Here is a 14374-nt window from a genome sequence, read left to right as displayed (position 1 = left end):
CTCCAGGCGTCGCTTCAGGCGACGGTCACGGGGTGACGCACGACGGCGTTGAAGAGATAGCCCTGGGTGTTGTGGACGGCCCGCTCGGGCTGGGTGTTACCGGCGGTGTCGGTGGTCCGGGAGAGCAGGGTGACCGGCCCCGTGGCGCGCGGGAGCCAAGGGGTGCTCCACCGGACCCAGCCGTCCCGCCGCGGGATGTCGTGGAGGTGGGCCCGCCGCCAGTGCGCGCCGCCGTCGGTGGACACCTCGACCGTCCGAACGGGCGCGTGCGCGGACCAGGCCCTGCCGGTCAGCCGGTGGGCACGGCCGGCCTCCAGGGTGGCGCCGAAGGGCAGCTGGTAGCCGGACTTGACCGTCTGGCGGCTGATCGGGGCGCTGCCGCCGGCCGGGTGGGCGTCGCCGAAGAGGCGGTACCAGTCCGTGGACCAGGGCGAGGTGAGCGGGCGGGTGGAGACCTCGATGTCGCCGAGCCATTTGATGGAGGCGATGCCGACCCAGGAGGGCACGACGAGCCGTACCGGGTGGCCGTGGTCGTACGGGAGGGGCTCGCCGTTCATCTCGTACGCGAGGATCACGTCGTCGAAGGCCTTGGCGACCGGCAGCGGGCGGCGGACCCGGCCGTAGTCGATCCCGCCGGAGACGTACGGGTCGTCGAGGCCGCGCGGCTGGAGGGCTACCGCGTCGCGGGCGATCCCGGCCCGTCGCAGCACGTCGGCGAGGCGCACCCCGCGCCAGCGGGCGGCTCCGACGGCCCCGAGGGTCCAGGCGGTGCCGGTGACCGGCTCGCCCTGCTGGCTCGTGTAGAGGCTGCGGCCGTTGCCGGCGCACTCGATCAGGGCCGTTCGGGTGACGGAGGGCAGGTCCCGGAGCTGTCCGTAGGTGAAGTGGACCGGGGCGCGGCCGTGGAGACCGTCGCCCCAGAGGGTCAGGCGCCAGTCGGCGGCGTCGAGGACGGGGGTGGTGGTGTGGTTCCGGACGAAGAAGCGGTCCACGGGGGTGAGGAGGCCGGTGTCCCCGAAGCCGTCGAAGCGCGCCTCGGCGTTGGTGCCCCGGACGGTGAAGTGCTCGGCCGGGAGGGCCTTGACGATGCCGGGCGCGGCGAGGGGGGCGGCGGGCCCGGGCGCGTGTCCAGGTAGGGCGGCGGGGGCGGGCGCGGCGGTGGCGGGGGTGGCGGTGGCGAGCCCGCCGAGGGCGGAGACCGCCGGGGCCGCCGCGAGGACCTTCAGCACGGAACGGCGGGCGGGCGCGGGCGAGTTCGGCACGGGACTCCTCGGCACGTGGGAGAGGCGCACCACCGGGCGGCGGCGCGGCCGATCCTAGGGGCGCGGAGGCCGTCCGGACGGCCCGTTCACGGTGCTGAAACAGGGGGTTCGTCAGGTCGGTCCGGACGGCCTGACGACCCTGCTCGCCGCAGGTGCGGAGCCGGCCGCGGCAGGGGGGCCGGAAGTGTGATGGCGGGTGCGGAGGGCGGGCCGTAATTGCGAGGCGGCGGGGGCGGCGTCCGGCCGACAATGCGACATGCCGATTCGAGAAGCCCTCGCCGAGGACGCGGCGGGGATCGCCGCCGCGCACGTGCTGTCCTGGCGGGCCGCCTACCGCGACCTGCTGCCCGCCGCCTACCTGGACACCCTGGACGTCGAGGAGCGCACCGCCGTCTGGCGGGCCCGCCTCGCCGCCCCGGAACGGCCCACGGTCCTGGTCGAGACGGGACCCGACGGGCGGGTACGGGCGTTCTCCAGCCTCCGGGCCTGGCCGGACGGCACCTTCGACGGGCGGACCACGGCCGAACTGGCCGCCCTCTACGCCCTGCCGGAGGTGTGGGGCACGGGGATCGGGCGGGCTCTTCTCGCGGCTTCCACGGAGGCCGTCGTCGCGGCCGGGTTCCGCACGGCGGCGCTGTGGGTGTTCGCGGGGAACGCGCGGGGGCGCCGCTTCTACGAGGCGGCGGGCTGGCGCGCGGACGGCGAGGCCGTGCGGGAGGAGACAGGAGGCCGGGTGCTCGAGGAACTCCGTTACCGGAGAGACCTGTTCACCTGAGGCGCCACTTGAGCGCCGTCCACATGTCAAGACACGAATCTCATCATGCGACATCCCTGCGTACGGTGGTGAGCACGCACCCACACCGAGGGAGTCGCTCCGATGACGCATGCCTCCACCCCTTCCGCGCACCCCGCCGCCGACGAGACGGTCCACGAGACGGCCGTCTACACCCACGGCCACCACGAGTCGGTCCTGCGCTCGCACAACTGGCGGACGGCCGCCAACTCCGCGGCCTACCTGCTGCCCGCGCTCTCCGCGGGGCTCGACGTCCTGGACGTGGGCTGCGGACCCGGCACCATCAGCGCCGACCTGGCCGCCCTGGTCTCCCCCGGCCGGGTCACCGCGGTCGACGCGGCCGAGGAGGTCCTGACCAGGGGCCGCACCGTGGCGGCCGAACGCGGCCTGGAGAACATCGAGTTCGCCGTCGCCGACGTCCACGCCCTGGACTTCCCCGACGACTCCTTCGACGTGGTCCACGCCCACCAGGTGCTCCAGCACGTCGGCGACCCGGTGCGGGCGCTGCGCGAGATGCGGCGGGTGTGCCGCCCCGGCGGTGTCGTCGCGGCCCGCGACAGCGACTACGGCGCCTTCGCCTGGTATCCCGAACACCCCGTCCTGGACGGCTGGTCGGACCTGTACCACCGCGTCGCCCGGGCCAACGGCGGCGAACCGGACGCGGGACGGCGGCTGTTCTCCTGGGCGCGGCAGGCCGGCTTCACCGACATCACGACGACCGCCGGCACCTGGTGCTTCGCGACGCCCGAGGAGCGCGCCTGGTGGAGCGGCCTGTGGGCGGACCGTACGACCGGCTCCGGCTACGCCGACCTGGCCGTGTCCGGCGGCCACGCGACGAGGGCGGAGCTCACGGAGATCGCGGACGCCTGGCGGGAGTGGGGCACGCGGGAGGACGCCTGGTTCATGGTCCCGCACGGCGAGATCCTGTGCCGGGTGTCCTGACGCCCGGCGGGAGCGCCGCGGCACGGCTCAGCCCGCGAGGTCGCCGGGGCCGCTCCCGCCCTGCTCGGCGCGGTTCCGGTCACCGGCCGGCCCGGCGCGATCCCGCCTCCACCCGAGGACGCCGACCGGGCCGGCGTGATCCCCCGCCGCGCGAGGAGGCCGGCCGGCCCGGTCACCGCCGTCACCCGGGGTCGCCGTCGAGCCCGCCGAGCCCCCGGAGCCCGAGGCGTGCGGCGAGTGCCCGGTAGCGGTCGCGACGGGCCTCGCCGACGGGGACCGCGTACGTGTCCAGGAGATGGAGGAGGAGACGGAACCCGAGGTCCGGGTCGACGGCCGTGACCACGTCCTCCAGGACCCGCGCCACCCCGCGTACCTGCTCCGCTTCGGCGTGGACCGCCTCGCGGACCTCCCGCAGCACCGCCTCCGTCAGATCGGTCCTCGCGGGCGAGAGGAAGGGCGCGTAGGCGGGATCGACCTCCGCGAGGTGGGTGTGGCACACCTGGGAGACCTGCTCCAGCCAGGCCCGCCCGTCGGCGTCGAACTCCTCCTCGTCGAGGACGTGCGGGCGCCCGGCCGCGGTCCGCCAGAGCAGGCCCACCGTCTCCCCGGGCAGGGCCGAGTCGAGGAGTCGCCAGGCGTCGTCGAGGAGCACCGCGGCGTACGTGCCCGGGGCGTGTCCCGGGATGTCGTCGGCGACCCGCTGGATGTGCTCGCGCGGGGTGCCGCCGTAGGTCCATTCGGTCCCGCGGAGAGCGGCCGCGAGCGCCGGCAGTCCGAACCGGCCGTCCGCGAGGTCGCGGCGGCCCGGGTCGAGGGGGCGCCAGCGCACGGTCAGGTCTTCGTGGACGGCGGCCGGAGGGTAGGCCAGCCCGTCGCCGAGGGCGAGCAGCCGGTCGTACGTGTCCGCACCGACCGGCACGGAGTAGGCCTTGAGCGCCCTCAGGAACAGCCGGAACGCGAGGTCGGCGTCGGCCTCCCGCACGACGCGGAGGAGCGCGGGGACGATGCCGGGTACGGCGACGCGGAGCTCCATACCGGCGGAGGCGGAATCGATCTCGGCGGCCACGGCCTTCCGCAGCTCCTCCTCCGGGACGTCGGGCCGTACCGCGTCCAGGGACCGCACCTCGTACGGGTCGCGCTCCGGAGCGCGCGGGGGGCACAGCTCCGCGACCGCGTCCAGCCAGGTCCGGGTGTCGGTGCCGTCCTCGGCGGGGTCGAAGCAGCGGCGTACGGCTGCCAGCCACACGGTGTGGAGCACGTCGTCCGGCAGCGGGGAATCCAGGAGCAGCCGGACGTCCGCGCCGATCCGGTGGTCGTCGTCCTCCGCCTCGGACGCGGCGATGTCGAGGACCACCGGACCGTCGAGGCGGAGGGCCGACCGGGCGCACAGGGTGCCGGCGAGTGCGCTGAGCCCGAAGTCGGCGGCGTAGTCGTAGACGTAGACCTCGCGCGTGCGCGCCATTCCCGTGCCTCCTGCCTCCCGGGCGGAAGGGGCACCCGCCGGCGCGGGGGTGCCCCTTCCCATGATCGGCGCAATGCGCGTCCGGCGCCCTTCCGCGAGCGGCGGCGGCCGGAAGGGGATTTCCATGACCGGGCGCTGGGGCAGGATCCTCGGGTCGAGCGGGTCGACGAGGTCCTTGCCCACGATCAGCCTCTGCAGGTTGAACGTCTGCTTCTTCCAATCCGACTCGGCGATCCCGAGAGCGACCCCGATGCGGGGACCGAACTTGGTGCCGGTCGTCATGGCGTCCTGCCTCCTTCGCCGCCTCTCCGTCGCCGGTGGCCGTGGCGGCGAACGGCCGTCCCAGCCAGGCTTCGGCGGGCGTGACGGAGATGGCCGACCGGTTGCCCCAGGAGCCCCAGGAGCCGGTGGCGGGATCGTGGACGAGAGGGGTGCGCAGCTCGACCTCGCCCGCCAGGATCCGTCCGTCGTGACCGGGATGGCGTTCGGCGAGCAGCCGGGCCAGTTCCCTGCGGGACAGTGTCCGGTCCCCGAGCAGGGTGAGCCCCTCGGCCACGAGGGAGGCCACGTCCAGGCCCGCGCCGTGCACGGTGGCACGGTTCCGGGTGAAGTACGACGCGCTCGCGGTGCGGTCGAGCACGGGCTGCACCAGCGGCCGCAGGCGGCGGAGTCCTCGGCCGTGGTGAGGTGCTGGGTACTGCGGAGCAGGGCGGACCGGACGACCTTCCGGTCCTCGACGAGCCCGGTGAGATCGGCCTGGGTGAAGCCGTGGATTTTGGTCCACAGTCCAACGTGGGGCCAGTTGGGCTCCTGCGCCTGGAGGGCGACCAGGCGTCCGATCACGTCGTGCGGTGTGCGGTCGGTGCGCGCGAGCAGGAACTGCCGGTCGAGGAGCGCCCGGTTCAGGACGCGGAGGGAGAGCGCGGTCACGACGGGCGCTCCGAGGTGTCGCCCTGGAGGGACCGGCCCGCCGGCCCCGTCTCGCGTGTGATCATCCGTGGTCCTCACATCGGTCGTGCTCCGTGGCACCGGGGCAGCGCCGGTGCCGCTCCGGTCCGCTCCCCCTCCCGCAGGTCCGCGCCCGGGACCGAGGCGGTGCGGGTCCCGCTCAGAAGACGTCGTGGAACCCGAGGCAGTCCGGGTCCTGGAGGGGGCAGCCGGGGTGCGGCGTGCGGTCCCGCTCCGGGGGCGGGGTCGGTTCGTCGGCGAGTGCCGGAGCCGGGGGCAACTCGAAGAACCCGCAGAGGCAGGCGGCGCAGCCTCCCGAGAACCGGGGTTCCCCGTGCCGGAAACGCGGATGCCCGCAACGGCACTCCTGTGTCGCCCATGCCGCCATCCCCGGACCTCCCGTCCCCCACGGTCTCCGCCCCTCCAGGGTAGCGACCGCGCCTTCGGCCCGCCCCCGCCTTCAGCTCGGGCGCATCCGGAACTCGTACGCGTCCGGCAGGAGTTCGTGGGTGGTCCGGTCCCAGAGCTCGCCCAGGATCTCGGCGCCCTCGCGCAGGTCCGCGACCTCGAACCCCGCGTCGAAGACGGCCCGCGCCTCGCCGGGCCGGCCCTCGGCGAGGAGCAGCCGGACCTCGAGCAGCCGGAAGGCCCCGCGCCGCCGGGCGGCATCCGGCAGCCGGTGCCAGAGGGCCCTGGCCAGGTCGGGCCGCTGGACGGCGAGGAAGGCGTCGAACGCCTCACGCCCGAGGGCGGCGGCGACCACCGCCCGCGCGCCCTCGCGATCCGCGGCGCCCTCCTTCGCCTCGTGCCCGGCGAACGCGTCCTGCGCCTCGTGGTCGGCGAACGCCTCCGCGAAGTGCTCGGCGGCTCGTTCCGGGTGGCCGTCCTCCCGGTCGGCGACGGCCAGGCAGTACAGCAGGGGCCAGCGCGTCGTCGCCGCCTTGAGTCCCCGCTCCCAGCTCCGTACCGCCTGGGCGCGGTCACCGGCGTGCCACTGGGCGATGCCGAGCTGGTACTCGGTGGTGGGGTCGGCCGGCGCGGTCTCCAGCATGTCCCGCCAGGGGGACGCGACCAGCGGCGCGATCAGCGGTGCCGCACCCTCCGCCGGGGGCGGCAGGACGCCGGTGCGGAGCAGTTCCCGCCAGGGCTCCTGCTCGGGGCCGAGCGTCGACTCCGGGAACGGCGTACCGGGCAGGTCGTATCCCCCGCGCAGGACTTCGAGCGCGCCCCAGCCGGATCCGGCGGCGAGGACCTCCTCCGGGGCGAGGTCGGCCGCCCCCTCCCGCCATGCCGTGTACGCGGCGTCGACGGCGGCCCGGGGCAGGGCGCCGGACAGGCTGCGCTCGACGTCGGCACGGGCGGCGGTCCAGTCGTCGCCGAGGGCCGTCACGGGATCGGCGGCGACCGGTCCGTACGCCTCCAGCCAGCTGAACTCCGCGCCGCCCGCGAGCTCCAGGTGTTCCAGCTGGGTGCGGGCGAGGCCGGCCTGGATCTCGGCGTAGCCGGGGGTGCCGGGTTCCGTCAACCACTCCTGCCAGCGCCGGCCGCCGCGCCCGGTCCCCCACACGAAGAGCTTGCGGCCGCGCAGTGGGTCGGTGGAGGTCTGGACGAGTCCGGTGCCGTCCGCGTCGAGGGCGGCGATCCAGCGGCGCTGCCCCTCGGGGAGGTCGTAGAACCAGTCCGCGGCGTGCGTGCTGCGCAGCGGGTACGTGCGGTCGGTGCCGTCCTCGGTGACCGGCACGGGGACCCGGCTCAGGCCGCGCTCGTACCCGTGGTGCCAGGCGGTGTCGGCGGGCGCGAGGACGCGGCGGTCCTCGGGGACGGCGATGTTGGACCACCAGTAGACGGGGGCGGTGCGCTCGTGCGGGTTGCGTATCCGGACCCCGGCGTACAGGAACTCGGAGTCCTCCGGGAGCCAGAGGTCGACCTGGAAGGGCAGGTCGCGCAGGCGCTCCCACTCCCAGAGCCGGAGCATCGGTCCGCCGTCGGGCGCCCGGACGACGGCCGCGTGGAGGGGCGCGCAGGAGAGGGTGGTGTGGCCGGTGGCGCCGATGTTCCACTCGACGCCGCCGGAGAACCAGGCGCCGTTGAGGGCGAACGCGGCCGGCTGGAACACCGGGTTGCGGTAAAGGAGTTCGCGTCCGGTGGGCTTGTGGTGGAGGGAGTGGACACGGCCGCCGAGGCCGGGCAGCACGGTCACCCGGAGCAGGTCGTTCTCGATCACGATCGTGTCGAGGTCCGCGGTCGCGCGCTCGCGGCCGTAGCCGTCGCGCACGGGGGCGGGGAGCAGGCTGCGCAGCGGGTCGCGGCCGATGCCCCGCGCCATGTCGCGCGGGAGGCCGGCGAGGGTCCGCGGGTCGACCGCGTGGGCCCCGGCGCCGACGGGGGCCCGCAGTGCGGGAAGGGGGTTGTCCGGGCCCAAGGGGGCGGCGGGCAGCGTCAGTACGGCACGTCGTACGGTCGTCATCGCCCCATGGAACACGCCTGGGGGCCTTCCTGACCAGGGGTTCTCGGAGTCGGGCTTCGACCGGTGCGGAGGCGTGGGGGCGACGGGTGCCGAGGCGTGGAGGCGGCCGGGGGGGGTGTCCCCGGCGAGGGCCCGGGGGGCCGGAAATTCCCGGCGGACCGGACGGCCGCCGCCGTAGGCTGGCGGGTCGGCACGCCGTCGGGCGGCCGGAGAGCCAGGGCACAGGGAGTACGAGGAATGGGCACGCAGCACACCTACCGGGTCATCGTGCGCGGCACGTTCGACGGTCTGTCGGAGGAGAGCCGGGCGCGGCTGCTCGCCGAGGTGGACGCGCACGGACTGACCGCGATGCGGTTCACGGAGGAGGGCTCGCTGTCCTACGACCGGACGCTGAGGCAGTTCTCGTACCGCCTGGTCGTCGTGTCCGACGCCGAGGACGGCGACGAGATGGCGGGCGCGCTCGCGGAGGAGCGGGTGGAGACCGCGCTCGGCGAGCTCGGCCACGGGTACAAGACGCTGCGGTCGACGGTGACCGACCTCGACACGATGAAGATCAACCGCAAGCGCTGAGCGGACGCGTCGTCCTCGGCGGGAGCCGGGCGCTCAGCGTCGCGCCGTGCGCACCCGGGGCGGGCAGCTCTCCCCCTTCCGTACGACCCCGATCATGACGGTGGTGCGACGGTCGAGGCCGGTGCCCGCCGCCGGGTACTGCGTGACGACCCGCCATCGCGGCGGCCAGATCACCCGCCGGTCCCGCCCGCTCACGTCGTGGACGTCGAGCCGGGTGCGACGGTCCAGCCGGGTGAAGACCCGCCACAGGCCGCGGCCGAGGAAGTCGGGCACCGGACGGGTGCCGTCCTCGCCCGCGGCGGCCTCCTCGGTCGAGGTGACGGCGACGGCCGCGAGAGCGAGGACGGCGCCCGCGCCGACCACGGCGCGCCGCTTCACTTCCGCCTCCGGGCCGTGACGTAGCCGCGGGCGGCGGCGATGAGCGCGGTCGCGAGCAGGGCGAGGTGGAGCGGCGGGGACACCTCGGGCACCAGGAGCCGGATCTCGATCTCCCGGGTGTTCTGGAAGACGAGGACCGGGGTGACGACGGCGAGCGCGGCCGTCCCGATCCGGCCCGGCGTGAGGGCGTCGCCGAACCGGGACCCGCCTCCGCCCGATGTCCGTGACGTCTCGTTGGGACTCATCCAGGCCCTCTCCTCCGTCGTGCCGTCGGTCGTACCCCGTCCACAGCCGTGGGACCAGAATGGGGTGAGCGGAGCCTCACCGTGACGGCGAGAGGAGCCGTACGGGTGACTTGTCAGACAACGTGAGCCGACTACCGTGGTGCCGGACACCGTCGGAACCAGGGGTACGAGACCCACCGGGACCGACCGGAATCGAGACGAGGAGCGGCCGTGGCGGTCAGCGGACAGCGGCGGCGACCGGTCGTGGCCCTCTACGAGCGGATCGCGGACGCCGTCCACGACGGCACCTACCCGCCGGGCTCGACGCTCCCCTCCGAGCCGAAGCTCGCCGCCGAGCTGGGCGTGAGCCGGCCCGCCCTGCGCGAGGCGCTGCTGCTGCTCCAGGAGGACGGCCTGCTGACCGTGCGCCGCGGGGTGGGCCGGACGGTCAACGACCGGCCGCCCCGGCGCGGGTTCGAGCACGTCCAGCCACTGGAGGAGCTGATCGGCGCGGGCACGCCGCTGCGGGTCCGGGCGCTGCTGCGGACCGTCGAGGAGCCCACCGACTTCACCACCCAGCACCTGCTGGCCCCGGCCCGCGCGGAGCTGCGGTTCTGGGAGTCCGTGCTGACCGGGGAGGGTACGGCGGCGGCGCTGAGCCATGAGTGGGCGGCGGCCGACGAGCTGCTGGACCGGGTGCATCCGGAGTTCGCCCGGGCCCTGCGGGCGACGGAGGAACGCGCCGCGCGCGCTCCGGCCGTCTCCATGCTCTCGGTCCTGCTCGGGGCCTCGCGGGAGACGGCGCTCTCCGCGCACAGCGGCATCACGGCGACGCTGCTCGGGCGGCGGCGCGGGGACCAGCTGGGGCGGCCCGCGGACACCCCGGCCGTGCTGGTCACCCAGGTCGTACGGGTCGGCGAGACGCCGGTCCTGGCGGCCAAGCACATGCTCCCGACGGGCGCACCGGCCCTGCCCGTGCTGCAGTCGCACTAGGGCCGGACTCTCCGGACAGGGCCCAGCCCCGCTCCTGGGCGGCGTCACCGCCGCCCAGGCCCTCGCCGCCCGCCCCCGTCGGGCCCGTCACCGCGGCCCCCCGCCCCGTGGCGTACACTTCCCCGCCATGCACTTGTCTGACAACCCTGCCACGCCTGCCGCCGCCACCGTCTCCGAGTGGATCCGCCGGGCCCCCAAGGCCGTCCTCCACGACCACCTCGACGGTGGGCTGCGCGCCGCGACCATCGTCGAGCTGGCACGGGAGTGCGGCTACACCGCGCTGCCGACCGAGGACCCCGCCGCGCTCGCGGTCTGGTTCCGGGACGCGGCCGACTCCGGTTCGCTGGAGCGCTACCTGGAGACCTTCGCCCACACCTGCGCGGTGATGCAGACCCGCGAGGCGCTCACGCGCATCGCGGCCGAGTGCGCCGAGGACCTCGCGGCGGACGGCGTCGTCTACGCCGAGATCCGCTACGCCCCCGAGCAGCACCTGGAGGGCGGTCTGACACTCGACGAGGTCGTCGAGGCGGTGAACGACGGTTTCCGCGAGGGCGAGCTCCGCTCCGGCGGCCGCATCACCGTCCGCACCCTCCTCACGGGCATGCGCCACACGGACCGCTCCCTGGAGATCGCGCGGCTCACCGTCGCGCACCGGGACAAGGGCGTGGCCGGCTTCGACATCGCCGGCGGCGAGATCGGCAACCCGCCGGCCCGGCACCTCCCCGCCTTCCAGCACCTGAAGCGGGAGAACTGCCACTTCACGATCCACGCGGGCGAGGCCGTCGGCGCGGAGTCGATCCACGAGGCCGTGCAGGTCTGCGGCACCGAGCGGATCGGCCACGGCGTGCGGATCACGGACGACATAGCCGAGGACGGCACGCTGGGCCGGCTCGCTTCGTACGTCCGGGACAACCGGATCGCCCTGGAGGTCTGCCCGACGTCCAACCTCCAGACGGGCGCCGCGAAGGACTACGCCTCGCACCCGATCGACGAGCTGCGCCGCCTGGGCTTCCGCATCACGCTCAACACGGACAACCGGCTGGTCTCCGGCACCACCATGAGCGAGGAGTTCCAGCACATGGTGGACGCCTTCGGTTACGGTCCCGAGGTCTTCGAGGAGTTCACGGTCGCCGCGCTGGAGGCCGCCTTCCTGCCGCTGCCGGAGCGGCAGCGGCTGATCGACGAGGTCGTCCGCCCGGGGTACGCGACGCTCCGGGTCGTGTCGGTCTAGTTCCCCCGTCCCTGGATCAGGGGAAGGCCGGGCGTCCCCGGGTCGCCGGGGACGCGGGGACGCGGGGACGCGGGGACGCGGGGACGCGGAGCGGGCTCCTCGCCCGTCCCCTCAGCACAGGGCCGGGACGTCCAGGGTGAGGGTGTTCTTCTCCGTGTCCAGAACGGCCGGTACGCCGAGCGGCAGGGTCAGAGCCGTTTCGCTGTGGCCGAAGCCCAGCTCCTCCACGACCGGGACGCCGAGGCCTCCGAGGTGGTCCGTGAGGACCGCCCGGATCTCCTCGTACGGACCGCATTCCGCCCAGGAGCCGAGGGCGATGCCCTCGACGCCGTCGAGCCGGCGGGAGCGGAGGAGCTGGGTGAGGATGCGGTCGAGCCGGTACGGCTCCTCCCCCACGTCCTCCAGGAGCAGCAGGCCTCCGCGGGCCGACGGGCGGGCGTGCGGGGTGGCGAGGTCGGCGGCGAGGAGGCTGACACAGCCGCCGAGGGTCACACCGCGGGCGCGGCCCGGGGCCATCGTGCGTGCCGTGTCCAGACCGAGCGTGCGGACCGACTCGGGCTCGAACAGCGTGGCCCGCAGGGACTCCTGGGTGCGCGGGTCGGAGAGGAAGGTGCCCGCGGCCACCATCGGTCCGTGCAGGGTGGCGTAGCCGGCCCGGACGGCGAGCGCCTCGTGCAGGGCGGTGATGTCGCTGTAGCCGACGAACGCCTTGGGTCCTGCCTCCCTGATCGCCGCCCAGTCGACGAGGTCGACCATGCGCTGTGCGCCGAATCCGCCGCGCGCGCAGAGGACGGCGGAGACCGAGGGGTCGCACCAGGCCTCGGTCAGGTCCTGGGCCCTGGCCCGGTCGGTGCCCGCGAGGTGGCCGAGGGTCGGGTGGGTGTCCAGGACGTGTGGGGCGACGAAGGGGTCGAGGTCCCAGCCGCGGAGGATGTCGAGCCCCGCCAGCAGCCGCTCCTCGGGGACGGGCCCCGCGGGGGCGACGACGGCGACCCGGGCGCCGGGCCGCAGCCGCTCGGGCCGGGTGAGCGGTCGGACGTGCGGCCCCTGCGGCGGCGCGGGGAGGGCGGGCCCGGGCGCCGTCATGTGCGGTACTCCAGCTCGGGGACGTCCGTCCGGACGATGCCGAACGTCCTTGCGTACAGGGAGAGTTCGGCCTCCAGGGCTCGGACCATCGTGTCGGCCCTGCGGAAGCCGTGGCCTTCCCCCTCGAAGGCGAGGTAGGCGTGCGGCACACCCCGGCCGGCGGTGCGGGTGAGGAAGCGATCGGCCTGGGCGGGTGGGCAGATGACGTCGTCGAGGCCCTGGAGCAGCAGGAAGGGGGCGGTGACGCGGTCGACGTGCTCGATCGGCGAGCGCTCCTTGTAGCGGGCGGGGACGTCGTCGATGGATCCGATGAGGCCGTGGAGGTACTGGGACTCGAAGTCATGGGTCTCGTCGGTGGCCCAGCCCCGCAGGTCGAGGATGGGGTAGATGATCGTGCCGCAGGCGTACACGTCGGTGGAGACGAGGGAGGCGGCGGTCGTCCACCCGCCGGCGCTGCCGCCGCGGACGGCGAGCCGGGCCGGGTCGGCGGTGCCCTCGGCGGCGAGCGCCGCGGCGACGGCCGCGCAGTCCTCGACGTCGACGACGCCCCACTGCTCGCGCAGCCGCTCGCGGTACTCCCGGCCGTAGCCGGTGGAGCCGCCGTAGTTGACCTCGGCGACACCGATGCCGCGCGAGGTGAAGTAGGTGATCTCCAGGTCGAGGACGAGGGGCGCGCGTCCGGTGGGACCGCCGTGGGCCCAGATGACGTAGGGCGGGAGTTCGTCCTCGGGGCCGGTGAAGCCGGGGTGGTGGGGCGGGTAGACCTGCGCGTGGATCTCGCGCCCGCCGGGGCCGGTGAAGGTGCGGACGCGGGGTTCGGGGTGGTGGGCGGGGTCGACGACGTCGGTGTGGGCGGCGCCGACGACCCGGGTCCGCCCCGTGCGGGCGTCGAGTTCGACCAGCTCGTAGGAGCTGTGCGGGGAGGCGGCGATGCCGACCACGCGGCTGCCGTGGGCGGCGAGGGTCGGGGCCCATTCGGTCCAGGGACCGACGGCGTCGGCGAGTGTGCCGCGGTCGGGGTCGAGGATGCCGAGCCCGGTGGTGCCCTTGCCGTGGACGACGGCCACCAGACCGTTCTCCAGGGGGGTGAACCAGTTCAGCCCGATCTTCCAGAGCGGTCCGCCGAACTCCTCGGCGCGGGGGCAGAGCGCCGCCGGTTCGCCGAGGCCGCCGTCGGCGTCGACGTCCGCCCGGTAGAGGTTCCACCAGCCGGTGCGGTCGCTGACGAGGAGCAGCCGCCCCGCCGCGTCCCAGTCGACCTGCGGGATCGACTCGGCGGGTCCGCCCGCGACCGTTCGGGCCCGTCGGAAGGTGCCGTCCGCGGTGACCTCGGCGAGCTGGACCTCGGTGCCGTCCCAGGGCATCCGGGGGTGGTCCCAGCCGATCCAGGCCGCCCGGCGGCCGTCCGGGGAGAGCCGGGGTCCGGTCACGAACCGGTGGCGCCCGTCGGACAGTTCGCGTACCGCCGCACGGTCGTCGGCGGCGGAGCCGTCGAGGGGTACGGCGACGAGCGCCCGGCGTACGTCGGTCGGGGCCGGGCCGGTGAACTCCTCCAGGACGCACCACACCTCGCCCCGGTCGGGGTGGATGACCGGGTCCGCCCAGCGCAGTCCGCCGCCGGTCCAGGAGACGGGGGTCAGGGGCCTGGGCGCGGCGCCGGAGGCCGCGTCGGGCTCGTACACGTAGAGCCGCTGGTCCGGGAAGTGACAGAAGACGGCGAGGGGTCCGCCGGCCGGGCGCGGGACGGCCGCCCAGGGCAGGCCGCCGTACTCGATCACCCGGCTGCGGACGTTCCACGGGGCGGGCAGCAGGCTCTCCTCGGCGCCGTCGCCGCGCCGTCGCACGAGGGCGCGGCGACCTCCCTCGGCGGGCCGTGGCGCGGTCCACCACAGCTCGTCGCCGACGACGCCGGGGTACTCGGGCCGCCCGTCGTGGGCGGCGGCGAGCGCCGCGTCGACGGGTGACGGCCAGCTGCCGTGGGCGGCGATCGTTTTCATCCCTGCTCCCCCTGTCACGGT

At 75.0% G+C, this 14374-nt stretch carries 12 protein-coding genes and 1 pseudogene; 5 read left to right on the top strand and 8 right to left on the bottom strand.

Translation table 11 applies throughout. The features are described 5' to 3' along the window. Window positions 1–14: 14 nt before the first annotated feature. Entirely contained in the window at window positions 15–1262 is a 1248-nt protein-coding gene (locus tag OG392_RS30400) for a sulfite oxidase (protein ID WP_329284710.1), read from the bottom strand. 256 nt (window positions 1263–1518) lie between these two features. On the opposite strand from OG392_RS30400, the gene OG392_RS30395 reads away from it, so the two are divergent. After that, window positions 1519–2037: a GNAT family N-acetyltransferase gene (locus tag OG392_RS30395; protein ID WP_329284708.1), complete on the top strand. Its 519-nt coding sequence runs from the start codon at window positions 1519–1521 to the stop codon at window positions 2035–2037. Window positions 2038–2139: 102 nt separating this feature from the next. Further along, window positions 2140–2997: a methyltransferase domain-containing protein gene (locus tag OG392_RS30390; protein ID WP_329284706.1), complete on the top strand. Its 858-nt coding sequence runs from the start codon at window positions 2140–2142 to the stop codon at window positions 2995–2997. A 181-nt stretch (window positions 2998–3178) separates the two neighbouring features. Here OG392_RS30390 and OG392_RS30385 read toward each other — a convergent pair whose 3' ends face one another. The 3 genes and pseudogenes from OG392_RS30385 to OG392_RS30380 form a co-directional block, all read right to left on the bottom strand. After that, window positions 3179–4741, bottom strand: coding sequence for a hypothetical protein (locus tag OG392_RS30385; protein WP_329284704.1), 1563 nt, complete (start codon window positions 4739–4741; stop codon window positions 3179–3181). Between the two features lie 390 nt (window positions 4742–5131). After that, a pseudogene (locus OG392_RS37575) lies at window positions 5132–5302 on the bottom strand (DNA glycosylase AlkZ-like family protein); the annotation flags it as partial. A 565-nt stretch (window positions 5303–5867) separates the two neighbouring features. Continuing rightward, the gene (locus OG392_RS30380; RefSeq protein WP_329284703.1) at window positions 5868–7874 is read right to left on the bottom strand and encodes a DUF5107 domain-containing protein; all 2007 of its coding nucleotides are present in this window, start codon (window positions 7872–7874) and stop codon (window positions 5868–5870) included. 237 nt (window positions 7875–8111) lie between these two features. On the opposite strand from OG392_RS30380, the gene OG392_RS30375 reads away from it, so the two are divergent. Continuing rightward, on the top strand, window positions 8112–8444 hold the full coding sequence (locus OG392_RS30375) for a DUF6204 family protein (protein ID WP_329284701.1): 333 nt from the start codon (window positions 8112–8114) through the stop codon (window positions 8442–8444). A 33-nt stretch (window positions 8445–8477) separates the two neighbouring features. On the opposite strand, the gene OG392_RS30370 is transcribed toward OG392_RS30375, so the two are convergent. Both OG392_RS30370 and OG392_RS30365 read right to left on the bottom strand, forming a co-directional pair. Further along, window positions 8478–8822, bottom strand: a complete 345-nt coding sequence (locus OG392_RS30370; protein ID WP_329284699.1) for a hypothetical protein — start codon at window positions 8820–8822, stop codon at window positions 8478–8480. Next, on the bottom strand, window positions 8819–9067 hold the full coding sequence (locus OG392_RS30365; protein WP_329284697.1) for a DUF1049 domain-containing protein: 249 nt from the start codon (window positions 9065–9067) through the stop codon (window positions 8819–8821). Before OG392_RS30365 ends, OG392_RS30370 begins: the two co-directional genes overlap by 4 nt. Before the next feature lie 210 nt (window positions 9068–9277). On the opposite strand from OG392_RS30365, the gene OG392_RS30360 reads away from it, so the two are divergent. Both OG392_RS30360 and OG392_RS30355 read left to right on the top strand, forming a co-directional pair. After that, the gene (locus tag OG392_RS30360) at window positions 9278–10039 is read left to right on the top strand and encodes a GntR family transcriptional regulator (protein WP_329284695.1); all 762 of its coding nucleotides are present in this window, start codon (window positions 9278–9280) and stop codon (window positions 10037–10039) included. Between the two features lie 127 nt (window positions 10040–10166). After that, window positions 10167–11270 (top strand): adenosine deaminase, encoded by a 1104-nt coding sequence (locus OG392_RS30355; protein WP_329284694.1) that lies wholly within the window; start codon window positions 10167–10169, stop codon window positions 11268–11270. A 111-nt stretch (window positions 11271–11381) separates the two neighbouring features. Here the strand turns inward: OG392_RS30355 and OG392_RS30350 are convergent, their stop codons facing one another. Next, entirely contained in the window at window positions 11382–12356 is a 975-nt protein-coding gene (locus OG392_RS30350; RefSeq protein WP_329284692.1) for a S66 peptidase family protein, read from the bottom strand. Continuing rightward, on the bottom strand, window positions 12353–14353 hold the full coding sequence (locus tag OG392_RS30345) for a S9 family peptidase (RefSeq protein ID WP_329284691.1): 2001 nt from the start codon (window positions 14351–14353) through the stop codon (window positions 12353–12355). The genes OG392_RS30350 and OG392_RS30345 overlap by 4 nt, the downstream gene beginning before the upstream one ends. Window positions 14354–14374 lie beyond the last annotated feature (21 nt).

Origin of the sequence: Streptomyces sp. NBC_00691 (genome assembly GCF_036226665.1) — a bacterium.
Classification (GTDB): Bacteria; Actinomycetota; Actinomycetes; order Streptomycetales; family Streptomycetaceae; genus Streptomyces.
This window is presented reverse-complemented; position numbering and strand designations above follow the sequence as displayed.

Coding starts and splice junctions, on each gene's coding strand:
- OG392_RS30395 (WP_329284708.1), top strand. CDS start 1,519: ATGCCGATTCGAGAAGCCCTCGCCGAGGACGCGGCGGGGATCGCCGCC.
- OG392_RS30390 (WP_329284706.1), top strand. CDS start 2,140: ATGACGCATGCCTCCACCCCTTCCGCGCACCCCGCCGCCGACGAGACG.
- OG392_RS30385 (WP_329284704.1), bottom strand. CDS start 4,741: ATGACGACCGGCACCAAGTTCGGTCCCCGCATCGGGGTCGCTCTCGGG.
- OG392_RS30380 (WP_329284703.1), bottom strand. CDS start 7,874: ATGACGACCGTACGACGTGCCGTACTGACGCTGCCCGCCGCCCCCTTG.
- OG392_RS30375 (WP_329284701.1), top strand. CDS start 8,112: ATGGGCACGCAGCACACCTACCGGGTCATCGTGCGCGGCACGTTCGAC.
- OG392_RS30365 (WP_329284697.1), bottom strand. CDS start 9,067: ATGAGTCCCAACGAGACGTCACGGACATCGGGCGGAGGCGGGTCCCGG.
- OG392_RS30355 (WP_329284694.1), top strand. CDS start 10,167: ATGCACTTGTCTGACAACCCTGCCACGCCTGCCGCCGCCACCGTCTCC.
- OG392_RS30350 (WP_329284692.1), bottom strand. CDS start 12,356: ATGACGGCGCCCGGGCCCGCCCTCCCCGCGCCGCCGCAGGGGCCGCAC.
- OG392_RS30345 (WP_329284691.1), bottom strand. CDS start 14,353: ATGAAAACGATCGCCGCCCACGGCAGCTGGCCGTCACCCGTCGACGCG.